We start from the raw sequence: 24,026 nt of genomic DNA on the forward strand, positions 1-24,026 counted from the left end.
GGTCCATAACGCCGTTCCGCAACGCCCGTCGCTGACGGCATGCCCCTCACCCGGCGACGGTCCGAGCAGTACACAGCCGCCCTCGACCGCTCCACCCCCTCCGTCCACGACCTGCCGCATACCGGGCACTCCGCTTGCTCACCACGCTGTATCGCGATGACTCGCTCACGGGTCTTCTGACGTCTCCGCCACCGCCTGGACCTGCACCGCCCCGGACAGAACAGTGCCTCCGCCGCCATCGTCTGCGGCAGCGGATCACCGCACTCCTGGCAGTACCGCCGAGCCGTCTTGTCAGCCCCACAACCCAGATGATCCAGCCGTGCGCACCTCACGGCCAGGGATCAAAAACACCTAGCTGATCCCCTGGACTCTGTGCTGTGTCCGTACCCGCCTCTCCCCTTGCCGCGCGGTACGAGGGTCTACCACGTCTTGCCCCGGCCTGAGCCGTCATCAGGGGACTTTGTCCAGGGGGCAGGCGAAGCGGCCGCCGGGCCCCCAGGTGGTGACGGATTGCGCGCCATCGGCGAGCACTCCGCAGGTGAGGTCTGTGACCTGCGTGCCCTCGGGGGTTATCTCGCGGATGTGGATCTCCTTGTTCGGGGGGTAGTTGTGACCGCTGTCCAGTGTGATGACCCCTGATTCCCCGACGTACTCGCGGATGCCGGGATCCTGCAGATAGGTGACCAGCGCACTGGGTGAGAAGAAGCGGTCTGTGGTGAAGATGGCGTTCATGGCCTCCGAGAGGATGTTGGCGGCGTCGTAGCCCACCGCGGCGTCGTTCTCCGCGGACAGGTGGAACGCCTCCCGGAAGGATCTGGCGAACGGTCCGCCGGGGGCCGGCCGGCTGAACTGGCTGTAGAAGAGGGTCAGCCCGCCGTACCGCTGCGGCATCAGCCTTGGATACATGGTCAGGCCCGGGGCAGGGCTTTCAGCCAGCACCGCCACGCGGCCCCGGCGGGCGCGGCATTCCCGGTCACCCTGCATGGAGTGGAACAGGTCTTCCATGACGCCGGAGCGGCCCGCGTAGAGGACGAAGCCGTTGGTGCGGTGGACCAACGTGCAGACGGTGTCGGCTACGTCGCTCGTGGGGCGCCCGTCTTCCATCTCACCGTACGGCACGAGGTGCACCGGTCCGGTCGAGCGGTAGGCGGCGTCGAAGCGGTGGGCGAGGTCGGCGCTGAAATACTCGTCCCGAGGGTCGAAGACGACGACGGCGGCCGGACCGGAGTGGCCCGAGGCCGGCTCCGCCAAGGTCCGCAGCCGCGGCGAGTGGCGAGCGAAGGCGGCCATGACCTTGGCGATGCGCGCGTTGGGCGGTGAGAGCTGGAAGTACGACACGGGTGAGTTGCCCTCGACCATGCGCTGGCCGGAGACGCCGGTTCCAAGGACGGTGATGCCCCGGGTCCCCAGTTCGATCGCGGCCTGCTGGGACTCCGGACGGCTCTGGGCGAGGCCGATGACCGCCGCGATGTGGTCCTTGTCCGCCCGGTCGATGATCATCCGCGTGACGTCCACGTCACTGCGGTTGGTGGTGTTGAGGCCGCCGCGTGAGCCGTAGCGGAAGTACTCGCCGGCGTTGGCGACGAGCAGCCGCACGGGCACCTGGGACTTCAGATGGCGGTCGTTGACCTGCTTCTGGGCGAGCAGCGCGCCGCGCAGCATCTGGAAGCCCGTGGGCACGGTGCGCTTTGATTCCGAGCCGACGCTCAGCGGCGCGAAGAAGACGAGAGTTCGGTAGGGCCGGTCCGTGTCCACCTGAGCGTTCTGGCGGCCGAGGGTCCGCACCAGCTTCCTGAGGTCCTGCGCGTACAGGCCATGGGCGAGGTCGCAGCCGTCGACGCCGTCGGTGAGGCCAACAACCTCTCCGGTCGGCACCTGCCGACAGGAGGCTGTGGGGTGCCCGACACGGGTGGGGTGCTCGTCGAAGAAGAGCCCCACCAGCTCCCTGGACAAGGCGACGCCGCCGGCGCACAGCACCGCCGCAGCGGTGGCGGCAGCCACCGGACGCGCCCAGTCAAGGCGACGGGGGTGACGGAAGTGGACGGCGCGGTGCGAGGCCAGCCAATCCGCCGCGGTGCCGTCGTCGGGCGTGCGTGGCAGGGGCAGCACGTGCGCGGCATCGGCGGCCCGGCCGGCGATCGCCGCCGAGAACAGTGCGTTCGCCGCGCGGCCGGCTCGGTGGGCGTCGGGGGCGCCGCCGTGCACGGTCTGGCGCGGCGGACCGGCGGCGTACGAAGGTAGTTCGTCCGTGGCGGCGCCCAGCACCAGCAGCGGACTGGAGCCGGTGTCGCGGGCGACGGCGGCGTACGTGTCCAGGAACTTGCGGCAGGCGGATTCCTCGCCGCCCACGGTCGGCAGGAGAAGGACGAAGGCCCATCTGCGCCGCGGGCGGAGGCGACTCCACACCCGGGGCCGTGCTGCCCTGGCCAGGTCGCGGATCAGCGCGGTGAGGAGGACCTGGCGGACCACCGCCTCGTCGCGGGCCGCCAGGGAAGCCGCCTCCGGATGCCGGCTCTCCGCCGCGCTCTGGGCCAGGGTGTGCTGGTGCGCCGCACGCAGTTCCGCCGCCGCGTTGAGGAAGCTCCGGCCGGTCTGGCCCAGCATGCGGCCCACCCACGGGTGGCGTCGGTCGAGGCGCATGCCGTACCACAGACGCCGCAGCCAGCCGGGGAGGGCGGTCAGCAGTTGCAGGACCGCGCCCCACTTTCCGCCCATGGCCTCGCCGAGCTGCGCGGTCTCGGCGGCCGGCTGGAACCGCCGGGTGTACCTGTCGCAGAGCATGGCCCGCAGGGCCTGCCGCTCCTCCTCCGCGTCCCCGGGCGGGAAGTCGGCGCGCAGCACCGCCAGGCACGTGTCGAACTCGGGTAACCGCAGGGCCCCGGCCCCCTCCGGCATGGAGGTGCGCAGTTGCCGTGCCACATCCTCCAGCAGCAGCACGTGCAGCCCGCCCACGACGTCCTCCCGCGCGCCGCCCCGGATGAGCCGCACGTCGTCGATGACGGCGTGCGACGCGCGGCTGGCCAGATGTCGCGTCGTTACGTTCCCGGCAGAGGACACAAGGCGCTGCCCGTATGCCAGTACGAGTGCGGCGAGCCCCGGATCCGGCTCGCCAGTGCCCGCGGCCGCGTCGCCGTCCGGCTCGCGGGCCAGCAGCAGGGCCGGCAGTCGGCGTCCGCGGGATCGTGACAGGCGCGGCAGACCAGCCCGCCGGTCGGCGACGTACCGGTCGATCACCCGAACGATCTCGTCGAAGCCGACGGGCAGGACGAGCTGTTGCTCGTTCTCGGGGGGCGGGTGCAGCACGCGGAACCTCCAAGTGGCATCTATCGATGGAGTGTTGCGTGAGTCTAGGAACGGAATATGCCATACGGAGGCTTTGCTGCTTTTCGACTCCTTCTGATGGAGTGTGACCACAGTTCGCCCTCATTGCTGCTGCCGGAGCCCACCCCCGTGTCCGTGCCCGATCTGCGGCTGGCTGTGCTGCGGAGCCGAAGGAAGTGGGACGGATTTCGGCTCTCGTCTCCGTCGACGCGGGCCGGGTGGTGCCGCGTTCGAGGCGCGGCACCGAGATGGTGGCCTCGTTTCCGGAGGTCGTGGCCGGGGCCGTGCAGCTGCCGGACGCGGCCGCGCTGGGCGGCGTCATGTGACCTGCACGGGTGGCTCAGACCCAAGATGTCTCAGACGGCGCACCCTCTGTGGACGAGGCGCGTTCGCCGCCGATGGTTCGGGGAGCCGAAGAAGGAAACAGGCCGCGCTGCCGTCGGCGACGCGCAGATGACCTGCGAATGAAACGGATTCAGCGCGCCGCTGGTGCGGTCGTGGCTCAGTGGAGGGTGACGCCCTGGGCGGCCCTTCGAGTTCGAGTCCCCAGGAAGCATTCCCGCGCTGTTTCCCGCGCCTGGTGCCGGTGGCGAGTGCGCAGACGTCAGCCGGCGGTTCCGGCTCGTCGTCTACTCGTGGTCTTTCCCGGACTGCACCCCACGTTTCCCGGATCCTTCTCGAATCACCGGACGCGACCACTTGCCATCGACCGACGACCCCCGTATGGTCGTACGACCGTAAGGCATACGAACGTAATTCAAAATCAAGGGAGCTCGTGATGGCGACAACTCGGCCGGTGGCACTCGTGACAGGTGCGTCCACCGGTATCGGAAAGGCGGCCGCCCTCGCGCTCGTCGCAGCGGGTTTCGAGACGGTGGGAACGAGCCGGAAGACGTCGGGAGCCGACCGTCGTGACGGCGTGACGTTCCTCGCCCTCGACGTGGGCAGCGACGATTCGGTCGCTGCCGCGGTGGAGCAGGTGATGGAGCGGTTCGGGCGGATCGACGTCCTGGTCAACAACGCGGGCATCGGCTCCTCGGGCGCCGCCGAGGAGAACTCTCTCGCCCAGGCCCAGCGCCTCTTCAACATCAACGTCTTCGGTGTGATGCGTATGACCAAGGCCGTCCTCCCGCACATGCGCGCCCGGGGAAGCGGGCGCATCATCAACATCTCGTCCGTCCTCGGGTTCCTCCCCGCGCCCTACATGGCCAACTACTCGTCGTCCAAGCACGCGCTCGAGGGGTACACCGAGTCCCTGGACCACGAGATCCGCGAACACGGAGTCCGGGCCCTCATCGTCCAGCCGGGTGGTACCAAATCCTCGTTCGAGGCGAACACCGTCGCGCCCGACATGCCCATGCAGATCTATGCGGAGCAGCGGCGTATCGCCGACCAGGTGGCGTTGGCGGTCAACGAGGACGGCGACGACCCCACCATCGTCGCGAAGGTGATCGTCGCGGCCGCCACCGACTCCAAGCCGCAGGTGCGGTACACCGCCGGCCGGAGCGCCCGGCTCCTCAGCGCGGCGCACCGCATCCTTCCCGCCGGGGTCTTCGACGGACAGGTCCGCAAGAGCAACAAGCTCCCCGGCTGAGATCTGCAGACAGTGAACCGCTCCGATATCGGTGGAGGCTCCGGACTGACCCGAGGTGAGTGGAGCCGAGTAGCCGTGGACGCCGCCAGGGACCACGGGCCCGACCAAGACCGGGCCGGTCATCGGCCACCCGGGCGGCCTATGACCTGGTTGGAGGACATGGTGGGTGACGTGGACGCCGCCGGAGCCGATGCCGGCCGGCCCCGTGCCGGATCCGGTTCTGCAGCCGGGCTGGGCGGGCGAGCCGAAGTGGGACGGGTTTCAGGACCTGCTTTCCGTGGGCGCGGGCCGGACGGTGCTGCGCTCCAGGGCGCGGCACCGGGATGCTTCCGGCGTTTCAGGAGATTGAGACCCGGGCCGCGCAGTTGCCGGAGGTGACCGCGCTGGACGGCGTTATGTGACCTGCACGGGTGGCTCAGACCCAAGATGTCTCAGGCGGCGCACCCTCTGTGGACGAGGCGCGTTCGCCGCCGATGGTTCGGGGAGCCGAAGAAGGAAATAGGCCGCGCTGCCGTCGGCGCGGCACAGACTTTCGCCAATGAAGCGACTTCAGCGGGCCGCTGGTGCGGTCGCCGACTCGGCGGCGGGTGACGCCCTGGGGATTCCGGCTTGCTTCCACCCTGACCAGAGGGAGGTGAACAGCAGCGCGCCCGCATGCGGGCCGAAGTCGGTGTCCCACTCCTCCGGCATTTCGTACCCCGCCCACTCCAGCGCAGCAAGCAACTCGTGCAGCCGCGTCACGTAGCGGTCCCAGTCGTCGTCGGAGGGAGGGGACACCACTGTGCTGCCCACCGGTGCCGTCTCCGTGGGATGGCTGCCGGCAGTAGATGCGGGTGCTGGCACCGCATCACATCGAGAGTGTGTGCCAGGCGTGCTGAGCAATTCCTCTGCCTGCTCGGCGATCCGCTTGCGTTCCGTGGAGCGGCAGCGTGCGCACAGGTAGCGGTACTCGTGGCCGAATCGGGCCGAATAGCGGGTCAAAGAGCGGGACTTGCCGCAGTCGCGGCAGGGGCCGCGCCCGCTCTTGGGCCACCACAGCCACCACTTGCCGTCGTAGTCGCCTGGCTTGGGCACCACTCCCCTGCCGACGAGTATTTCGGCTAGCCGCCGCATGCTGCTGTCGCCGGGGTGGTGTGGAATCCGCGCGTACAGCAGATCGTGTGCTGCCAGCAGCACTGCGTCTGCGACGCTCTGACCGCTGTCGATGCGGCGCAGCACGCCCAGTGCCGCGGCCAAGTCGGTCACGCCGGCGCTCTGAGCGTCTACGGGCGGCCGTCGCGTGAGGTAAGGGCTACGGCTGCGTCGACGTCGGCTCGGGACGGTGCAGGGATCGTCACATGGGGAGACTAGTCCCGCCCTCTGACAGTGCGGGATCGAAGCCTTCACGGCCCCCGGCCAATGACGCGACCCCGCATCGCCGGAACGAACCCACATCGCAGAATGAAACATTGAGAAAAAACGACCTCGACCCGGTCGCTTTGCAGCGGCACCCACACCACCCGGTCAAACCGCGTCCTTGAGCCGTGGTCCGTGCCCGTTCATGCCCTCTTGTTGAGCACGTCGTTGATACGCAGCCCCTCCGCCGGAGTGACCCGCCCCTGCGGCAGGTCGATGCCCAGCGCCTCGGCCAGCTGGCGCTGGTGGGTGTCGACGGCGGCCTCGACGAGGTCCGCCAGGGCCGCGCCCGAGGCCCGGCCCCTGTAGTAGCCGACGAGGACCAGCGCCGCGCCGCCCGCCAGCGCCGGCCACCAGAACAGGCCGAGAAGCAGGGTGAGGAGCCCCCAGGCGGTGCTCTCCGTCGAGCCCTGGTAGCGGGCGTACGCGGAGCTGATCACCGGCCGTACGGTGTCGGGCAGGAGCAGCCACAGGCGGGGCCAGACCAGCGCCGCCGACAGTCCGTACTGCGCGTCCAGGCGTTCGTCGACCAGCCGGAGGCGGTCTCCGATGTCCGTGGCCCGCGCGGGAAGGTAGCGCTCCGGCCCGCCGGCCCCCTCTCGTTCCCGAGCGGCCCTGGCCCGCTCGCGTCGCCGGTCCACCCAGCGGCGAGGCCGGCGGGCGACCCAGGCTCGTCGCACGCCGACCGCCAGGGCCTGCACGACGAACCCCGACGCGGTGGCGGCCAGCAGGGCAGCGCTGACCGCGAGCACGGTGGCCGCCGGACGGGTCGCCACCCGCTCGCCCAAGCCGCCCAGTTCCTCCGTCAGCACGGTCCGGTCGAGTGCCGCGCCGTGCCCCAGCAGAGCTCCGCAGACGGCCGTGGCGACGAACAGCAGACCGGGCAGCAGCAGGGCGCCCATCCAGCGGTCGGCAAGCTTCTTGCCCAGCTCGGCCAGGACCGTGTTCATCGTCAGGGCTTCGCACGCAGGATCATCGGGGCGTCGTCCACCTGGCAGCGCGGCTCCCGGCCGGCCGCGTCCGCCTGCGCCCGGCGCGAGCAACGCCCCGCCGGACAGGTGTAGTCGCCCCGGACCAGCACCGGGTCCAGCCCGAAGTCCCCGAGACCGGTGAGGTCGCCCGACGAGTGCTTCTCCGGTTCCGCCCGGGACGGATGGCCCAGCCGACGGCACACCGCGGCGGCGGGTTCCCCGTCCCGTACCGCGGCCAGCGCCTCGTCGATCCAGACCAGCACCTGCTCGTCCCCGAGCGCACCCGCGCGAAGCTCCGGCACGGCGGTGCACAGCCACGCGGCGGCGGCACGGTCCTCGGCGGTGGGCAAAGTCGTCCACTCCTTCCCGACGGGGCTCATGATGTCCCGGACCCTCTAGGGTAGTTGGGGATGCATCGCTACGGGGGGTTGGTGCATGAACCTCGACGACGCCGTAGCCGCCGTACGGGAGCGGTTGGAGCGGTGGGAGAAGAGCGGCGACCGGAAGGCGGTGACGGAGCCGGGGGTGCTGGCTCTGGCGGGACGGATCTGGCGGGCCGTCCGGCAGGGCACCACCGTGGAGGTCGGGCACACGCTGGCCAGGCTGCACTGGGCGCGGGAAAAGGCGCGGGGGCCGGGCGAGGACATCGACGAGATACGGGAAGCGCTCACGCTGTTCACGGCGGTCGCCGACGTGGATCCGGCCCTGGTGCCCGACGAGGTCCGGCAGCTGGCTCCCCGCTCCTACCATCCCTCGTTCGTCGGCCCTGAACACTGGAGGCGCAGGGCGATCCAGATGCTGAAGGAAGTCCAGGTCGACGAGGACCTGGACAAGCTCGACCAGGTGATCGAGCTGTTCGGCGGCACGGTGGAGGCATACGAACCGGAGCACAGGCTCTGGCCCGGCGACATGTCGAACCTCAGCCTCGCGCTGCACATGCGCTACTTCCGCCGCGGCGACCCGACCGATCTGGAGCGGGCGGAGCGGGCAGCCCGGGCCGCTGTGCACGCCACCCCGTCCTGGGCCTCCGATCTGCCCACCCATCTCGACAACCTCAGAGCCACGATGTACTACCGGGCCGAACGCACGCACGATCCCTCAGCCTGGGCCGAGGCGGTCCGGCTGGCGGCCCGCGCGGTCCGGGCGACACCAGCGGACAGCGAATTGCGGCTGCTCTTCACGACGAATCTCGCAAACACCCGCGTCGGGCGGTTCCGTCTGACCGGCGACAGGGAGGAACTCGAGCGAGCTGTCCGCGAGTTGGAATGGCTCGTGGAGCGAACGCCCGAGGTCCACCCGGACTTCGCCGAGCGGCAGGGTTTTCTCGGCGACGCGTACCACTCGATGTATCTCCTCACCCGCGATCCGCGCCTGCTGCACCAGGCCGTCGACCTCCTGCTGAAGGCACTGCAAAGGACACCCGTCGTCTCACCCAACGGGGCCGCCTTCGCAGGCCATCTGAGCCGGGCCCTGCTCAGCCGGTTCCGGGAGACCGGCGACGGCCGGAACCTGGACGGTTCCCTCCAGATGGCGGAGACAGCCGTCGACAAGAGCCCAGCCGGAGAGGGAGGGGAGCCCGGAGCCGCACGGCGTGCCGGCCACCTGCTCACCCTGGGTAACGTGCTGTTCGCCGCGTCCGAGTACGCCCAGGACCGCTCCTTCCTCGACCGGGCCGTCGAGGCGTTCCGAGAGGCGGTACGGACACACCCGGCGGACACCGGTGTGTGGAACGACCCGAGTTTGGCCGCCTGTCACGCCGCTCTCGGCGACGCGCTCATGACCCGGCATTTCGGGGCGCTCGGCCGGGTGGCGCCCTTCGGCCTCTCCGACCTCGTCTCCGAAGCGGCCCGTCTCAGCTGGGAGGCGCAGAAGCGGTCAGCGGCTCTGGCGGATCCCGCCCTGCTCGAGGAGGTCATGGAGGCCCACGAGGCACGACTGCGCGCCGTTGAGCGGACCGGCCCCCACAGCCCGGACCTTGGAGGGCACCTCTGCGGCCTGAGTTCCAGCTCGTACCACCTCTATCGCCTTCACGGCCGACGAAGCGACGCCGACCGAGCGCTGGAACTGGCCGAGCGGGCCGTCCGGGTGACCCCGCCCGAGGACCCGGACCGTCCCGACGCGGTGAAGCTGCTCGCCGAGCTGCTGACGGAGCTGGGCGGGGAGACCGGGGCCGACCGGGCTCTTTCCCTCTGGCGGGACCTGGCCACGGATCCCTCGGCGCGGCCGGCGACCCGCGCCGCGGCGGCAGCGACCGCGGCGCGGGCCCTGTGCCGACGCGGTGACTGGGCCACGGCCGTCGATCTGTATGCCCAGGCCCTGGACATCCTGCCGTCCCTGGTGACCCCCGCCCAGGAGTCGGAGGCGCAGGAGAAGCTGCTGGCGCGCTGGAGCGGACTCGCCGCGGAGGCCGCGAGCTGCGCGATCGCCGCCGGGGACGCGGACCGCGCGGTCGAGCTGCTGGAGCAGGGCCGGGGCATCCTGTGGTCCCAGCTTTTGGACTCTCGTACGGAACTGGGTGCCCTGGAAGCCGTGGACGCGGAGCTGGCCGAGCGGCTCACCGCCGTGGAGCGGGAGTTGAACGCGCCGCCGAAGGCCAGGTCCGAACCGTGGTGGGTGCGGGTCGCCGACCGGCGCCTGGCCCTGACCGCCGAACGCGACGACCTCGTCGAGTGCATCAGGGCGCTGCCCGGTTTCGGAGACTTCCGGCGCCCGCCCGGCATCGAGGAGCTGCGGCGGGCGGCCGCGGGCGGTCCGGTCGTACTGATCGTGTCGAGTCAGTGGCGCACCGACGCCCTGATCGTCACCACGACCGCCACCCGGCCGGTTCCGCTCGGTGTCGACTACGGAGAACTCCTGGACAGGACCATGCGCTACGTGTCCGGACTGCACCAGTACGAGACCGGTCCGCGGGACGCGCTCACCCGGGTCAGGCTCAACCTCCTGGTCACCAGCACGTTGGCGTGGCTGTGGCGGGACGTCGCGCAGCCGCCGCTGAGGGCGCTGGGCATGACCGGCCCGTCCCCGGCCGACGGGACCCGCCCCCGCCTGTGGTGGTGCCCCACGGGCCTGCTCACCCTCCTACCGCTGCATGCCGCCGCGCTCCCTGACTCCGGCACCCGCTCAGCGGAGTCGGCCGGTGACAGCGTCCAGGACCAGGTGACGCCCTCGTACACCCCGACCCTGCGCGCCCTGCTGAACGGCCGCGCCGCCGTCCGTGCCCCCCAGGGGACGGACCGCATGCTGGTGGTGGGCATGCCGTCGACCCCGGGCCATCGTCCCCTGCCCCAGGTCGAGGAGGAACTGGCCGTGCTGCGCTCGGCGCTTCCCCGCGCCACGGTACTGAAGGGCGAGCAGGCGACCCACCGGGCCGTCCGGGACGCGCTGCGTACGCACTGCTGGGCCCATCTGAGCTGTCACGGAGGTCAGGACCTGACGCGTCCCTCACAGGGAGGCGTGGTGCTGCACGACGCGGTGCTGACCGTCGCCGACCTGAGATCCGACCGGTACACCCAGGGCGAGTTCGTCTTCCTCTCCGCATGCCAGACCGCCCTCGGCGGTGTCGACCTGCCCGACGAGTCCATCGCCGTCACCAGCGCCCTCCAGTACACGGGATGGCGGCAGGTCATCGGCACGCTGTGGTCGGTGGGCGCGACCACGGCCGCCGAGGTCACCGCGGATTTCTACGACACACTGGTCACCGATGAGGTGCTGCGCCCCGAGGGAGCGGCCGAGGCCCTGTACCGGGCTCTCCGGAAGCTGCGAGCGGCGGGTCATCCACCGCTCGTCTGGGCGCCGTTCATGCACACGGGAATCTGAGCTTGTCTTTCCTCCTGCGTGAAGCCTTTCCGGTAGAGCTCCGGCACTGCCCTTTGGGCTGGGAGGTGCTTCGGGCATGGGGGGGGGCGCAAGCACGGTGTGGTGTTGCCTGAGCCGTATTGCACCTTCACCGCCCGCGTGCGCTGCTGACCGCCGGCTCGGGGGTGGCGGATGGCGACGCGGCCCCGGCTGCGGGTGCTTTCCCCGTCGATGTCGACGCGCTGACCGTCACCCCGCACGAGCGCAACGGGGAGCCGTCCCCAGGGGCGGGCGGCGGCGCTCGCGCTGGGCGCGGAGAGGCGGGGTACGGCGTTCAGGCGTGGAGCGGCAACTCCGGTCCGGCCGACGAGCTCGGGCAGGGCGGCTCAGATCACCCGGCGCCGCAGTGTCCACGCGCCGAGGCCGAGCAGACCCGCCGACAGGGCGAGGAAGCTGCCGCTCTCCATGGCCTGCATGCCCCAGAATTGGGACGCGGGGTGGTATTCGGCTGCCTGTGAGGCCACGCCCTGTCGTTTCAGGCAGGTCTGGATCGTCTCGGTTCCATCGCAGCCGGAGGGGTTGAAGGAGATCTCCCGGCCACTCTTGTCGTAGTACGCCGAGCCGACCCGCCACGCATCGTCGGGGATCCAGCTTCTTCCGCCCCGCTCGCTCTCCCAGGTGCTCTCCGCCACGGTCCCGGTGATGCGCTCGGCCGCGAGGTAGTGGGGGCGCGCGGCCGAGCCGAGACCGACGAGCACGGCGAGGTACACGGCGAGGGTGATCGCCATCGCCGCGAGGGTGTTGCGGAACAGCAGGCCGGCCGCGACCCCGATGGCGACGGCGAACACCGTGTAGGCGGCAGGGGTGAGCCCCTGGGTCTCGAAGCCGGGAGTCATCAGCGGCCTCCGTGTCGCATGGTTGAGCGGCTTCAGCGCCCAGACCCCACCGAGTCCCAGCACGAGCATCAGGAGCACCACCGGTCCGCCGGCGGCACGGACCCGAGCTGCAAGGGCGCCCGACACCACCGCGAGTCGGTCCAGGCCATCGACCGTCCACCGCCAGGGCCTTCCACCTGCATGTCCGAAGCTCGACCGCCGATTACCGAAGAGTCATATTCGGCGCGGTACGGCTCCGTCCTGCGAGCGGTAGAGGTCGCGCAGCAGGGAAATCTCGGCGCCGTGATGGATCAGCTCCCTGTTGACGTGCAGGACGATGCCCTCCATGGGACGCCGCTCGGGACCCACCGCGGGCGGATTCTCCAGGTCAGCGTCCGAGAGTTCGCGGACCCCCGCGTTCCATCTCCCATACACCTCATCGAGCTGTTTCAGCGCCTCGTCAGCGGTCCCCGCGTAGGCGAATGTCTCGGAGTCGACGTCCTGACCGCCGAAGTGCCATCCGACCCGATAGCCCAGGCAGGAGACGATGATGTGCGCCAGCCGCCAGGCAATCGTGGTCACCGGCGCCGGCACCGGCACCGTGTCAGCGGACGCGGAGTCCATCGTCCATTCCCCCGAACCTTCCGACATCGGTGCGGCCGACGTGCCACGTGGGCGGATACTCCAGCAGCCACGCACCGGCTCCCAGAAGTACTCCTCATCGGTAAGACCCTCCAGCCGCGGCCGCAGGTTCTTGCGCCAGTACCAGTCCAACTGCTCCGCGAGCCGCTCGCTTCTTGTCATGTCCGCACACTACAAGGGAGACCTGGCTGGAACCCTCGCGGACGCCGTCGCCGGCCCGCGACGATGCTGGGCGGCGGGTTCCTGCGGTCCAGCGCCGCCGGCGCGGTACGGACCACGTCGGCGGGTGCGGCGAGCCTGTTTCCGCCAGCGGCCCGCTCGGTGCCCACGACATCGAAGAACTCGGTGCGGGTTGCGCCGGGGGGCAACCAGCCCTGGGTAGCGGCTGGGAAGCTCGCGTACCACAGAGACGATCATGTCGCGGAATGCCTCGAATCGTTCAGGGCGTACGCGTGCCTCACTCACCCTGATGATCAAGACCATTCCTCACCTGGTTCGGGGGTGTTCGTTCACCTCGCAGGATTCGCCCCCGGGGCGTGCGGCAGTCGACGGCGACATCGCTCCCCGGGAGACCATCTTGCCGGGACGCCCGGTGCCGAGCATGGCTGTCGCCACAGCGCGTGCCTCGTGGGCGGGGGCGGTCGTCCGTACCCGCAGGGCTGTGACGATCGCCCCGTCCATCAGCAGAACGAACCGCCGTGCGAGTTCGTCGGCTTCGGGGTGGCCGCCCTCCGCGAGCAGGCCGGCGACGTAGGCCGTGACGCGCTCCTTGTGCTCGGCCGCGACCCGGTATGCAGGGCTGCCGATGTCGGCGGTCTCGGCCATGGTGTTGATGAAGGCGCAGCCGCGGAAGTCGGCGCGGGAGAATCGCTCGGCCAGCGCGCGGAACACATCCAGCGGCTCGCCGCCCAGTGCCGCCACCCGTTCGGCCAGCCATGCGCGCCAAGCCTCATCCCGCCGTTGCAGCACGGCCACGACGAGGTCGTCCTTGCTGGCGAAGTGACGGTAGAAGGACGCCCGGCCCACGCCGGACTCGGCCAGGATGCGCTCCACTCCGACCGCCCGGATGCCCTCCGCGTAGAAGAGTTCCTCGGCGGTGTCGAGGAGGCGTTCGCGTGCTCTGGTGGCCATGGATTACACGCTATCCGACCTTGACGAGAAATGGAACCGGTCGGTACCGTCTGCAAGACGGAACCGATCAGTACCATCTGGAGCCATCGTGCCACGTATCCCCCAGCTCGCCGAGGACGCCTCGGAGCTGCTCGCCGCGACCCGCCGCCAGTTGGGCCGCGTGCCCAACCTCTACGCGGCTCTCGCCAACGGCCCGGCCGCCCTCGCCGGCTACCTGGCCATGCGCGACCACCTCACCCGCGGCGCCCTGTCGGCCCGCCTCCGCGAGCAGCTTGCCCTGCTGATCGCGCAGGAGAACCACTGCACCTACTGCGTCAGCGCCCACGCCCTGCGGGGCAGCAAAATGGGCCTGACCGACGCTGAACTGGCCCGCACCCGACAGGCGGCCGACGACTCCGACCCGCACGCCGATGCGGTCCTGCGCCTGGCCCGCGACATCATCCACACCCAGGGCCGGGTCGACGACGCGGCGCTGACCGACGCCCGCAACGCCGGAGTGACCGACGCCGAACTGGCCGAAATCGTCGCCCACGTCGCGCTCAACACGCTGTCGAACTACTTCAACCACCTGGCACAGCCCGACCTCGACTTCCCGGAGGTCGCCGCATGACCCGCGACTGGCGCACCGGCTCCATCGAACTCGTCGACGGCTACACGCTCACAGGTGGGGACGGCCAACGCATGGCCCGCGCCGACGGCGTCCGCTTCGCGATCGAGGGCGGCTACGTCAACGTCCAGGTCCCCGACGTCCCGCACGTCCAGGTCGTCTCCGCACCGGCCATACGCCTGATCACCTGCACCTCGTAGCCCTCCGGCACGAGAACGTAGAGGCCGGTTCCGTAGAGCAACCGGCCTCTACGGCCCAGCCAGACAGCAGCTACGTGCGGGTCGGCCTGATGTCAGGGGGTGATGCGTCCGAGGCACAGCACCAACTGCTCGACGGTGCCGGTGGGACTACCTGGGAAAGTCGGGCAAAGCCGCACTGAGGGAGACCTGACCATGCAGCGTCTGCACCTACGCCGGGCCCGGCGCTACCCGCTCGCCTGCCAGAGCTTCAAGAAATGAGAGAGCCCGATGACCACCACCCGCGACCTGCCGCAGGGCATCGCCCCCGACGCCATCGCGGCCGCGGCACCCCCGCTCGCTGGGCGGGGCTGACGCCGTGCGTGCCGTCCACGTCAAGATGACCGTGGCGACGGTGCTTCTCGGCTCCTATCTTGTGGCGGGCAAACTGATCCTGCTCGAGGTGCCGGTCTTCACCGCCACCTTTGTCAGGCTCGTGAGCGCCTGTCTCGTCCTGGGCCTCTATGTGGCGCTGAAGCGCCCGAGCCGTGTGAGCCCTGGACGCCGAGACAGAGCGGTGCTCTTCACACAAGCCATACTCGGCGTCTTCGCCTTCAGTGTGTTCGCCATGTACGGGGTCAAGTTCACCGGCGCCATCGAAGCCGGCGTCATCCTGGGCTTGGTGCCGGTCTCCATCAGCCTGGTCGCCCTGCTGTTTCTCGGGGAATCGGTCTCCCCAGGCCGGGGAGGAGGCATTGCCCTCGCGGTGCTGGGTGCCTTGAGCATCAATGTGATGAGCGCCCGGGCCTCCGACGGTTCATCGGGCTCCCATCTCGTTCTCGGTGCCCTACTGCTGGTCTGCGCGGTCGTGTGCGAGGCCGTCTTCATGACCTTCGGCAAACTCTTGACCAGTCCTGTTCCACCGGCCGCACTGTCTCTCATCCTGTCGGTGATCGGCGCTCTCATGTTCGCGGTACCTACCGCCATCGAGTTCGACTGGGCCACCATCGCCGATATCTCCTGGCAGGCGTGGGCGCTGATGATCTATACCGGAGTGGCCGTCAACGGTGTGGCTGTTGTTCTCATGTACGACAGCATGGACACAGTCGACACCACAGTCGCTGCCGCCTTTACCGCACTCACGCCGGTGAGCGGCGCAGTTCTCTCCGTGGTGTTCCTTCCCGAGAGCCTCCATCCTTATCACTTCGCGGGGATGATGCTCGTAGTCGTTGGTGTCTTCATCGTCGCCAAGGAACCGGCTCGTCCCGTGGGCGGCGAAGAGGGCGCTCGCGGTCGCCAAAGAGACAGCCACCAAGTGTTGGCCGCGGAACGCGAATGACCTCCGCTATCAGGACCGCATCAGTCCCTCGGGCCCGCCGGGTGCACGGCACTGATCCGTCGCCGGCTCAGCCGTAGTCCGACCCGCCGCCGGTGCGCCGAGACCGACCCAACTCCGGCGCACTGTGCTGCTGGCCACCGGGGTTTGGGGACTCTCAGGACCGCCCTACGCGTCCGCGTGCCAGACTGCCCGCCCCCGGACCGGTGTCATCTCACGGAAAGCTCCCCTTCCGCCCCAAGCTGTTCGCCTTCCTGCTCCGCGCACACCGGGAGCAGGAGCATGCCAGCAACCCCCTCACCGGCCCGCTCAGCGGCACCTACGACCCCAACGGCATGGGCGCAATGTTCTTCGCCGTCCTGGCCGACGCCGCCCAGATCGAGCGCAGCTACATCCGGGAGAAGACCCTGGAAGGCCGGGTGACCGCAGCGGCGAAGGGCAACCGCGGCGGACTGCCGAAGGTCATCGACGACGACATGCTCACCTTCGCCCGCGCGCTGAAGGCCAAGGGCGTCCCCGTCCCGGAGATCGCGAAGGAGCTGACCATCAAGACCGGCAAGAACGCCGGACAGCACCGGCCAAGAGGGGCCTGGGGATGAGGGGGTGCGCAGCGTTCATCTGCGGCACCAGCGAGCGTCGCGCCGAGCTCACCACTACGACGTGTCCGCTCACTGGGTGCTGGGGTCCCCGGCGCACAGTGCGTGGTCGATCAGGGCGCTGGCCGCGCTCTCCTGCTCCATTATGTGCTCCAGGGTGTCGCCGCGTGCCTCGGACATGGAGACCACCGCGCTTCGCCTGCCGTCGTCGGTGACTCCGTTGAGGGTGATGTAGCCGCCGTCCCCGCCCTCATGGCTCCAGTAGATTCCTCCGCAGCTCAGGGGGCGTTCGACCAGCCCGAGCCCGTATCGGCCGCCGGGCCACAGCTTTTGGACCTCCGCGCTCACGGGGACGGTCCGCCGCCGCCTTTGCCCGAGGCGGCGCGCACCGCCACCGCCGGCAGCGCCCGCGACTGCGTATCTGCCCGTGCGGGCACCGCGGCGGCCAGGTCAGGGGCCCCGGGGTGCTGCGTGCCGCGCGGTGGCGAGGCACTCCTCGGCGAACGCCAGGGCTTTGAGGTGGTAGGCGCGGGCGGTCCAACCGAGGCTGACGTTGTGCCCGGCCTGCGGCAGACGGTCGATGACGATCCGTGGTGCGGCGGACAGCCGCGTGGTCAGGTCGGTGATGTCTTCATCGCCGTGGTGCCACCAGGCCTCGTGCTCGGCGAAGGTGAGCCGGACGGGGACGCGGATGCGCGGCAGGATGGCCGCCGACAGGCGTATCCAGCCGGCGACGGTGTTCACCTCGCGTGCGGGCATAGGCGCGACGACCTGCTGGATCGCCCAGAACGTCTGCGGCGGATACAGGCCCAGCGGCCCCCAGTTCAGCCGCCGCAGGCTGCCCCCGCGGTCGCACCCGGCGAAACTGGTGTTGACGGCCAGTCGGCGCCCGCACCCGGAGACGTCCATGCCCAGCAAGTCCGGCGTGTCCCAGTCAGCCGCGGCCGCAAAGGCCACCTTGGCCCCGAAGGAATGCGCCAAGAGGAACGTGCCGGCACCGGGTGCGCGGCGTGCCGTGAATGCCTGGACGGCACAGCGCACGGTGGCCGCTTGGGCGGTCAGGCGTTGTCCTGCGGGCAGGCGGGCGGCCGAGGCCCCGTAGCCGGGCCGGTCCAGCGCCAGCACTGTGAACCCCAGGCGCGCGCCAAGAGTCAGCAACGACACGTCCGGGTGCGCTTGTCCGTCGAAATAGCCCGCGTTCATACCGCCACCGTGCAGGGCAATGATCACCGCGCGTGGAGCCGTCTGTGAGGGCTCGCTCAGCAGGCCGGACAGGATGATGCCGCCCGCATCGACGGTGACCGGCCGGACGCCGGGTGAGCTCCGCCGGTCACAGGCCTCCAGTGCATTCGCCGGGCCGACGGGAGCGAGCTGCGCGGCGGGGACATCAACCATGGCAGGCAGTCCTCAAACTCGGGGCCGGCGCGCAAGCTGCACTGCTGAACCGGCACGCGCAGCACGCCGACCGGGAAGGTCTGTCCAGGCGCGGGCCAGGCTACGTCCCAGGCCCCGCTGTTCATCCTGCGTGTCGCGACCACCGCCGGCCACCCCAGCCACCCATCAGGGTTACGTTCGGTTGCGATCTTTCCCGGCCCGGCTTTCGCTGGAGTGCACAGTCAGCTTCTGTGGGCCATCCGACCCCGGCCCGGCCAGGTCCAACGGTTGTGTCCGCGGAGGAGTCATGCAGGAGGCGCAGAGCAAGCAACTGCGCAGGCACGCCTGGTGGTGGTTTCTGGCGGCCGGCGCTGTAGTGATCACCGTCTACTTGCTCGTCACCGCGCCCGTGCGTCACCTGTTCTCCCCCGTGCTGGCGGCCTGCGCCACAGTGGCGATCCTGGTCGGCATCCGGTGGCACCGGCCGCGCCCGAGCCGGTCCTGGTATCTGTTCGCCGCAGGCATGGGGCTGTTCACGGTGGCGGACGCCATCTTCGGCGCCTTCCAGGCCTCAGGCACACTCGTGCCGTTTCCCTCAGTGGCCGACGTGCTGTATCTGGCGGCCTATCCGTGCTTCGCCGCCGGGCTGGTCAGCCTGATGGCGGCATGGGGCAGCGGCGTGCGATGGGGAGCCGTGCTCGATGCGGGGATCATCACCCTGGGGATGTCCACTCTGGCATGGGCGTTCATCTTCATGCCCTACCTGCACAGCCATCTGCCGGCGCTGCCGCTGACGGTGTCCCTGGCCTATCCGCTGGCAGATCTCCTGCTGCTGGGTATCGCCGCCCAGCTGGTGCTCGTCTCGGGAGTCCGTCTGCCGACCCTCGCACTGTTCACTCTGTGGGTCGGTACCACACTGGCCGCCGACGCCCTGTACTACTCCACCCTCGCCGCGACCGGCGCCCCGATCGCCGCCGACGTCTCCTACACCCTGTGGATGGCTTCCTATCCGCTGCTCGGCGCGGGCGCCCTGCACCCCTCCATGGCCGGCACAACCCAGTTGGTGCCGCGCAGCCAGGAGCGGCTGTCACCCACCCGCATGACCGTCCTCACCCTGCCCGCCCTCCTCGGTCCCGCCCTGCTGATCGCCGACGTCGGGGGCATGCGCGGGCAGCCCATGGACGCCACGGCCATCGCGAGTATCGTGGCCGCTTTGACCGTGTTGCTGGTCGTGCGCATCATGCTCCTGGCACGGTTCGCCGTATCCCAGGCGGACCAGGCCAAAGCCCGTGCACGCACGGCCGAGGACGCCTTGCGCCAGCAAACCTCGCTGCAGCAGCAGCTCACCCACCAGGCCTTCCACGACGCACTGACCGGCCTGGCCAACCGAGCCCTGTTCTTCGAGCGCCTCGAACACGCCCTGGGCCGCCCCGCGGCGACCCAGAACACCGTCCTGCTGCTGATCGACCTCGACCACTTCAAAGACATCAACGACAGCCTCGGCCATCCCATCGGCGACGAACTCCTCATCACTGTCGGCCACCGCCTCCTGGGCGCGGCCCGCCGCAACGACACCATCGCCCGCATGGGCGGGGACGAGTTCGCCATCCTCGCCGAAGACCTACGTGAGATCCCCGCCGAGGCCTACGCCCGGCGCTTCCTGGAGCGATTCCAGGAGCCCTTCGCCCTCTCCGGCCATCGCAGCGTCTTCATCACCGCCAGCATCGGCGTCGTCCTCATCACCGAACCGGCCACGCTCCACGACGCCCTGCGCGACGCCGACATCGCCCTGTACGCGGCCAAAGAACGCGGACGCAACCGTGCGGAACTCTTCGAGCCGGCCATGAGCCAGGCGCAGCAGGATCACGCCCGTATCGCCCAAGACCTACGCCACGCCCTGCCCCGCGATGAACTTTCCGTGCACTACCAGCCGGTCATCCACCTGCCCACCGGACAGATCACCGGCGTTGAAGCCCTGCTGCGCTGGCAACGCGGCGGCCGCTCCCCCACCCCGCCCGAGGTGTTCGTGCCCGTCGCGGAAGAGACAGGCCTGATTCGTCCCATCGGCGCGTGGGTGCTGCGCGAAGCCTGCCGCCACGGCCAGCGGTGGCACGACAGCATCCCGCAAGCCGCAGCCCTGAGCGTGGCGGTCAACGTATCCGGCCAGCAACTCAAGGACCACCGCTTCCCCGACACTGTGCGGCAGGTCCTGCACGAGACCGGCTTCCCCCCGGCCTCCCTGGTGTTGGAGATCACCGAGAGCACCCTCGTCACCGACGCCGACATCACATCCACCCACATCAGCGCACTACGCGACCTCGGCGTACGCATCTCCATCGACGACTTCGGCACCGGATACTCCTCCCTGGCCTACCTGCGCGACCTCCCGGCCGACATCGTCAAGATCGACCAGAGCTTCGTCCTCCGCGGCGGCGGCAATGTCGACAACAGCCTCATCCAGGCCATCCTCCACATCGGAGACGCCCTCGACCTGGACGTGATCGCAGAAGGCATCGAAACCCCTCACCAAGCCCAGCGGCTCCACGCACTAGGCTGCCCCCACGGCCAGGGTTTCTACTACTGTCCACCCATGGCCCCTAAAGCACTCGAGGCCTACCTCACCACCCACGCGATCACACAGGTAACTCATATCCGAGCTGACTCAGAAGTCGGCTGAGCCCGGATAGTGCACCCCCGGAACACCGCCTCTTCACCAATTGGACGGCGGTGTTGAGGCCGCGCCGCAGCAGTCGGTCTTCCATGAGGTGCTCGGGGAGCGCCGGCCCTCGCCGATGAGCCCGCCGTGCAGAGCCCCGTGCCCACGGCGGTGTTCAGCAGCGAGCGCGAGATCAACCAGCGTCCACACCGGCCCCTCAGTGCACAGCAGCGCGTCGGGTAACTCGAACAACGCGTCGCCCCCGCGCGGTCAGACATGCGTACAGCTCCGACCGGAAGTGTGACACTTCCGCGAACTCATCCCGCAGGACTCCCTGACGCACCGAACTCACGACCACGGCCTGCGTAGGCCGCCGAGCGTCGATTTCGTGTCCGCGCGGAGGGGTCCTGTCTTCGTGCACCCACCCCACTCTGAGGCCTATCGGGGGGTCAGCACACAGAACTCGTGACCGTCGGGGTCGGCCATCACCACCCAGTCGACGTCCCCTTGGCCGATGTCGATGCGCGTTGCCCCGAGGGAGACGAGCCGATCGACCTCCGCCTGCTGGTCACTGCCTGCCGGTGGAGCGAGGTCGAAGTGCAGCCGTTCCTTACCCGTCTTCGTCATCAGGGGTGGACCACCCCACGTGACCTTCGGACCTCCGTGCGGTGAGCGGATCGCGGTCTCCTGGTCCTGGTCCCAGACCAGTGGCCAGCCCAGCGCTCGGCTCCAGAAGTACCCGGTCTCCTGCGAACCATCGCCCGCCAGCGCTCCGATGAATCCGCACTCGGCGAGGAAGCTGTTGCCTGGCTCGATGACACAGAACTCATTGCCCTCGGGGTCGGCGAGCACCACGTGCCCCTCCTCCGGGCGTTGACCGATGTCGATGTGCCGGGCACCGAGTTGGAGCGCCCTTTCCACCACCTGCTTCTGGTCGTCGAGGGACGTGCTCGTCAGATCGAAGTGCATGTGGTTCTGGCCTGTCTTCCGCTCCTGGGTCGGGAGGAAGCGGAGCAGGAACCCGGTGTCATCGCTGGGAAGCAGTGTGATGCCGTCGGAGGAGTCCTCGGCTGTCTCCCAGCAGAGAAAGTCCGCCCAGAAGCGCGCGAGACGGAGCGGGTCGTGCGCATCGAAACAGAGCGCGTGTAAGCGAGAAGTCATCTGTAGGTCTCCCGGGAGGGGCAGGCGGCTCGTGCTGGAGCCTGCCCAGCCGTTGCCACCCGGTCAACTGATTTAACGCCCCGCGCTCGCGCGCGGTCGAGCACGCTCGAAACGGCAGTCCGTTCACGGCCTCACAGGTTCGCGAGGAGCCCGTCGAGCGGGGGCGGTGTCCGGTCCGATGCGAGAGCCTCGACAGGGAGACGGCCGTAGCGGATCTTGCGGCCCTTCTTCGTGCCGAGGAAGCCCCGCACCTGCTGATGCCGAGGCCGGCCCTGTTGCGGGCTGACGCTGGAAGGACCGCCAGGCACGGAAGTCGCCCTCAGCGCGGAGGATCTCCTCGACTCCTGCCGTGCCGAGCGCGCGGATGAGTTCGTCCTCGAGGTCTGCATCACTGTGCCGCCGTCCTCCACCCCGAAGATGCTCATCAGCAAGTTCGCCCGCTTCCTGGGCCTGCCGACGCTGGAGCGGATGAACCAGATCCATCACCAACGCCCAGCACCAGCTGGGTGCCCATCTCGCACAGCAGCCCGCACACAGCCGCTGCGCTTCTGCAGCCGCACGGAACAAACAGATCCAGCACGACCTGGTACTCGGCGTGGACAGCGCTCTGCGGCTGCGTCGGCACCGGCCGGGCACGTGGTCACGCACGCCGCCTACCTGCACGCCCGCACCGGCGGCCGCATGTGCAGCCTCTCCCACCTCATCCGCGAAGCCGCCCTGGTGTCCCTGCTGGACGGCACCGGGAAGGTCGCCAAGAAGCTGCTCGAACAGATCGAACTCGACACCGCCGCCGAACAACGGGCCCGGGCAGCACACCGCCACCGTATGCCCTCGCAGCGCCAGCTCTGACCGCGGCTCTGCCTCAACCGTCCGTCCGGATCCCCCGCTTGGCCACTGCTCGGATGCCGGTACATCCGAGCTCGCCAGGAACGCCCCCTGCTGCCTGATGCACGACTTTCTTCCACCACAGCCGCAGCCGCCGCGTAGGGCTGCCACACGACCGGGGCCTGCGAGGTGTACCTCAACGCCGAAGCCCGCGCCCGCATCTCGGCGTTCTGCCGCGTCCCCGAGGACGTCCTGGGACAAGTCCTGCCCGCCTGGGCCGCCCATGAGCCGGTCGTGCCAGAGGGGGCGGGTGCGGCCGGGCGGTTCCGCTTCGGGGCCGTGGTGCCTACCAAGCCCGTGACCACACGCGCGCCCGCGGAGCCCTGCGCCCCGACCGCGGCTTCCCCACCCCCAGCTTCGGCCTGGGCGAATGGCTGTACAACCAGTGCGCCGGCTACGACGACCTGCACCCCGCACAACAGCGCCTCCTGGCCGACATCGTCCTCACTCCTGAGGCGGTAGCGCGGCCACGCCGCGCTACCGGTGGCTGCAGATCTGTTGGCCTGGTCAGGGTCGGTGCGGGGTGGCGATCGAGACGGCGACGTAGTCGACGAGCATGGGGTGGCCGGGGCGGGTCTGCGGCGTGGGAGTGGGGTGCCCGGCCAGAGCGTTGGGGAAGCCGCCGCCGATGGCGAGGTTCAGCAGGAGGAAGTGACCCTGAGCGGTGGCCGCCTGCCAGGTCGCTGGGTCGATCTGTGTGGAGCTGACGGTGTGGTAGCGCCGTCCGTCCACGTACCAGTGCAGCCGCTCGGTGGAGGTGCGGCGGTCCCACTCGAGGGTGTAGGTGTGGAAGACGCCGGTGCAGCGGGCCCGGGGGCAGGTGGTGCTGGCGGCCAGGCCGGTGCTTTCGTTGCACGGCCCTGCGCTGGGTGTGCCGCAGTGCATCACGCCCCAGACGCGGTTCAGGCCGTTGGCGTTCTCCATGATGTCGAACTCGCCGGACGTCGGGGAGGGCACTCCCGCCCGGTACGAGGCGCCCAGAGTCCAGAAGGCCGGCCAGTACCCTTCGGCTGCCGCGCCGGTGACGGCGGGCAGCTGGATGCGGGCCTGGATTCGCATGCGCCCGCCCGCCGGAGGCCTGAAGTCGCTGCGGCGTGTCTCGATGCGCCCGGAAGACCACCGCCCGGCATTGTCGCGTAGCGGGGTGATACGCAGGTTGCCCCGGCCGTCGTGGCTGATGTTGGCCGGGTCGGCGGTGTAGGTCTGCACCTCCCCGGTACCCCAGTTGGGCGGACCGCCGGGGTACCCGGTGCCGACATCAATGATCCATTTATCGGCATCGGGCAGGCTCCCCGCGCGCCCGTTGAAGCCGTCAGCCCACTGAAGCCTCCACCCGTGGGTGGCCGACGCGGGAGTGCCACCGGCTGCCAGCGGGGCCAGGGCCGCGCACAGGGCGGTCAACGCCGCCGTCAGTGTCAGCCGCGCACGGCGGTTACGCAAAGGCCTTCTCATCCGGCTGCACCTCGCTGGGCTGTTGGTCAACGAACTCAAAGCACTCGCAGTTTGCACCA

20 protein-coding genes and 2 pseudogenes are annotated in these 24,026 nt (G+C 69.7%); 9 read left to right on the forward strand and 13 right to left on the reverse strand.

The genetic code is table 11. The features are described 5' to 3' along the window. Positions 1–450: 450 nt before the first annotated feature. Positions 451–3,303: a hypothetical protein gene (locus AC07F0_RS27955; protein ID WP_478982858.1), complete on the reverse strand. Its 2,853-nt coding sequence runs from the start codon at positions 3,301–3,303 to the stop codon at positions 451–453. Positions 3,304–3,497: 194 nt separating this feature from the next. On the opposite strand from AC07F0_RS27955, the gene AC07F0_RS27960 reads away from it, so the two are divergent. Together AC07F0_RS27960 and AC07F0_RS27965 are read left to right on the forward strand one after the other, a co-directional pair. Further along, on the forward strand, positions 3,498–3,647 hold the full coding sequence (locus AC07F0_RS27960; RefSeq protein WP_478982859.1) for a hypothetical protein: 150 nt from the start codon (positions 3,498–3,500) through the stop codon (positions 3,645–3,647). Positions 3,648–4,099: 452 nt separating this feature from the next. Beyond that, positions 4,100–4,915, forward strand: coding sequence for an oxidoreductase (locus AC07F0_RS27965; RefSeq protein WP_478982860.1), 816 nt, complete (start codon positions 4,100–4,102; stop codon positions 4,913–4,915). A 549-nt stretch (positions 4,916–5,464) separates the two neighbouring features. On the opposite strand, the gene AC07F0_RS27970 is transcribed toward AC07F0_RS27965, so the two are convergent. The 3 genes from AC07F0_RS27970 to AC07F0_RS27980 all read right to left on the reverse strand — a co-directional run bounded on the left by AC07F0_RS27970 (position 5,465) and on the right by AC07F0_RS27980 (position 7,661). Further along, on the reverse strand, positions 5,465–6,160 hold the full coding sequence (locus AC07F0_RS27970; RefSeq protein WP_478982861.1) for a hypothetical protein: 696 nt from the start codon (positions 6,158–6,160) through the stop codon (positions 5,465–5,467). A gap of 293 nt (positions 6,161–6,453) precedes the next feature. After that, entirely contained in the window at positions 6,454–7,260 is an 807-nt protein-coding gene (locus tag AC07F0_RS27975; protein ID WP_478982862.1) for a hypothetical protein, read from the reverse strand. A 2-nt stretch (positions 7,261–7,262) separates the two neighbouring features. Further along, a complete protein-coding gene (locus tag AC07F0_RS27980; RefSeq protein WP_436726141.1) occupies positions 7,263–7,661 on the reverse strand; it encodes a hypothetical protein in 399 nt (132 codons plus the stop codon). Between the two features lie 55 nt (positions 7,662–7,716). Between AC07F0_RS27980 and AC07F0_RS27985 the strand changes: the two genes are divergently transcribed. Next, positions 7,717–11,097, forward strand: coding sequence for a CHAT domain-containing protein (locus tag AC07F0_RS27985; protein ID WP_478982864.1), 3,381 nt, complete (start codon positions 7,717–7,719; stop codon positions 11,095–11,097). A gap of 365 nt (positions 11,098–11,462) precedes the next feature. On the opposite strand, the gene AC07F0_RS27990 is transcribed toward AC07F0_RS27985, so the two are convergent. The 3 genes from AC07F0_RS27990 to AC07F0_RS28000 form a co-directional block, all read right to left on the reverse strand. After that, positions 11,463–11,972, reverse strand: coding sequence for a hypothetical protein (locus AC07F0_RS27990; protein WP_478982865.1), 510 nt, complete (start codon positions 11,970–11,972; stop codon positions 11,463–11,465). 213 nt (positions 11,973–12,185) lie between these two features. Beyond that, positions 12,186–12,755: a DinB family protein gene (locus tag AC07F0_RS27995; protein WP_478982866.1), complete on the reverse strand. Its 570-nt coding sequence runs from the start codon at positions 12,753–12,755 to the stop codon at positions 12,186–12,188. Positions 12,756–13,079: 324 nt separating this feature from the next. After that, positions 13,080–13,724 (reverse strand): TetR/AcrR family transcriptional regulator, encoded by a 645-nt coding sequence (locus tag AC07F0_RS28000; protein WP_478982867.1) that lies wholly within the window; start codon positions 13,722–13,724, stop codon positions 13,080–13,082. Positions 13,725–13,812: 88 nt separating this feature from the next. Between AC07F0_RS28000 and AC07F0_RS28005 the strand changes: the two genes are divergently transcribed. From AC07F0_RS28005 to AC07F0_RS28020, 4 genes are all read left to right on the forward strand, one after another. After that, positions 13,813–14,334, forward strand: a complete 522-nt coding sequence (locus AC07F0_RS28005) for a carboxymuconolactone decarboxylase family protein (RefSeq protein WP_478982868.1) — start codon at positions 13,813–13,815, stop codon at positions 14,332–14,334. After that, positions 14,331–14,531: a hypothetical protein gene (locus AC07F0_RS28010; protein WP_478982869.1), complete on the forward strand. Its 201-nt coding sequence runs from the start codon at positions 14,331–14,333 to the stop codon at positions 14,529–14,531. Before AC07F0_RS28005 ends, AC07F0_RS28010 begins: the two co-directional genes overlap by 4 nt. A 355-nt stretch (positions 14,532–14,886) precedes the next feature. Next, positions 14,887–15,846: a DMT family transporter gene (locus tag AC07F0_RS28015; RefSeq protein ID WP_478982870.1), complete on the forward strand. Its 960-nt coding sequence runs from the start codon at positions 14,887–14,889 to the stop codon at positions 15,844–15,846. A 203-nt stretch (positions 15,847–16,049) separates the two neighbouring features. After that, positions 16,050–16,442, forward strand: a complete 393-nt coding sequence (locus tag AC07F0_RS28020; RefSeq protein ID WP_478982871.1) for a hypothetical protein — start codon at positions 16,050–16,052, stop codon at positions 16,440–16,442. Positions 16,443–16,511: 69 nt separating this feature from the next. Here AC07F0_RS28020 and AC07F0_RS28025 read toward each other — a convergent pair whose 3' ends face one another. Both AC07F0_RS28025 and AC07F0_RS28030 read right to left on the reverse strand, forming a co-directional pair. Next, positions 16,512–16,787, reverse strand: a complete 276-nt coding sequence (locus AC07F0_RS28025) for a hypothetical protein (RefSeq protein ID WP_478982872.1) — start codon at positions 16,785–16,787, stop codon at positions 16,512–16,514. 102 nt (positions 16,788–16,889) lie between these two features. Beyond that, complete coding sequence (locus AC07F0_RS28030; protein WP_478982873.1) at positions 16,890–17,834, reverse strand: alpha/beta hydrolase; 945 nt, start codon at positions 17,832–17,834, stop codon at positions 16,890–16,892. A gap of 286 nt (positions 17,835–18,120) precedes the next feature. On the opposite strand from AC07F0_RS28030, the gene AC07F0_RS28035 reads away from it, so the two are divergent. Further along, a complete protein-coding gene (locus AC07F0_RS28035) occupies positions 18,121–20,490 on the forward strand; it encodes an EAL domain-containing protein (protein ID WP_478982874.1) in 2,370 nt (789 codons plus the stop codon). Positions 20,491–20,607: 117 nt separating this feature from the next. Here the strand turns inward: AC07F0_RS28035 and AC07F0_RS28040 are convergent. The 3 genes and pseudogenes from AC07F0_RS28040 to AC07F0_RS28050 form a co-directional block, all read right to left on the reverse strand. Then, positions 20,608–20,812: pseudogene (locus AC07F0_RS28040) on the reverse strand (transposase); the annotation flags it as partial. A 95-nt stretch (positions 20,813–20,907) separates the two neighbouring features. Further along, positions 20,908–21,630 (reverse strand): VOC family protein, encoded by a 723-nt coding sequence (locus AC07F0_RS28045; RefSeq protein ID WP_478982875.1) that lies wholly within the window; start codon positions 21,628–21,630, stop codon positions 20,908–20,910. 131 nt (positions 21,631–21,761) lie between these two features. Next, positions 21,762–22,017, reverse strand: a pseudogene (locus tag AC07F0_RS28050) (ATP-dependent endonuclease); the annotation flags it as partial. A gap of 249 nt (positions 22,018–22,266) precedes the next feature. Between AC07F0_RS28050 and AC07F0_RS28055 the strand changes: the two are divergent. Further along, positions 22,267–22,479: a hypothetical protein gene (locus AC07F0_RS28055; protein ID WP_478982876.1), complete on the forward strand. Its 213-nt coding sequence runs from the start codon at positions 22,267–22,269 to the stop codon at positions 22,477–22,479. A gap of 543 nt (positions 22,480–23,022) precedes the next feature. Here AC07F0_RS28055 and AC07F0_RS28060 read toward each other — a convergent pair. Then, positions 23,023–23,955 carry a glycoside hydrolase family 16 protein gene (locus AC07F0_RS28060; RefSeq protein ID WP_478982877.1) on the reverse strand — a complete coding sequence of 311 codons (933 nt, stop codon included), beginning with the start codon at positions 23,953–23,955 and terminating at the stop codon, positions 23,023–23,025. Positions 23,956–24,026: the final 71 nt, after the last annotated feature.

This window comes from Streptomyces sp. NPDC045955, from assembly GCF_056430805.1.

Coding starts and splice junctions, on each gene's coding strand:
- AC07F0_RS28035 (WP_478982874.1), top strand. CDS start 18,121: ATGCAGGAGGCGCAGAGCAAGCAACTGCGCAGGCACGCCTGGTGGTGG.
- AC07F0_RS27965 (WP_478982860.1), top strand. CDS start 4,100: ATGGCGACAACTCGGCCGGTGGCACTCGTGACAGGTGCGTCCACCGGT.
- AC07F0_RS27990 (WP_478982865.1), bottom strand. CDS start 11,972: ATGACTCCCGGCTTCGAGACCCAGGGGCTCACCCCTGCCGCCTACACG.
- AC07F0_RS28010 (WP_478982869.1), top strand. CDS start 14,331: ATGACCCGCGACTGGCGCACCGGCTCCATCGAACTCGTCGACGGCTAC.
- AC07F0_RS27995 (WP_478982866.1), bottom strand. CDS start 12,755: ATGACAAGAAGCGAGCGGCTCGCGGAGCAGTTGGACTGGTACTGGCGC.
- AC07F0_RS28000 (WP_478982867.1), bottom strand. CDS start 13,724: ATGGCCACCAGAGCACGCGAACGCCTCCTCGACACCGCCGAGGAACTC.
- AC07F0_RS28045 (WP_478982875.1), bottom strand. CDS start 21,630: ATGACTTCTCGCTTACACGCGCTCTGTTTCGATGCGCACGACCCGCTC.
- AC07F0_RS27980 (WP_436726141.1), bottom strand. CDS start 7,661: ATGAGCCCCGTCGGGAAGGAGTGGACGACTTTGCCCACCGCCGAGGAC.
- AC07F0_RS27975 (WP_478982862.1), bottom strand. CDS start 7,260: ATGAACACGGTCCTGGCCGAGCTGGGCAAGAAGCTTGCCGACCGCTGG.
- AC07F0_RS28030 (WP_478982873.1), bottom strand. CDS start 17,834: ATGGTTGATGTCCCCGCCGCGCAGCTCGCTCCCGTCGGCCCGGCGAAT.
- AC07F0_RS27985 (WP_478982864.1), top strand. CDS start 7,717: ATGAACCTCGACGACGCCGTAGCCGCCGTACGGGAGCGGTTGGAGCGG.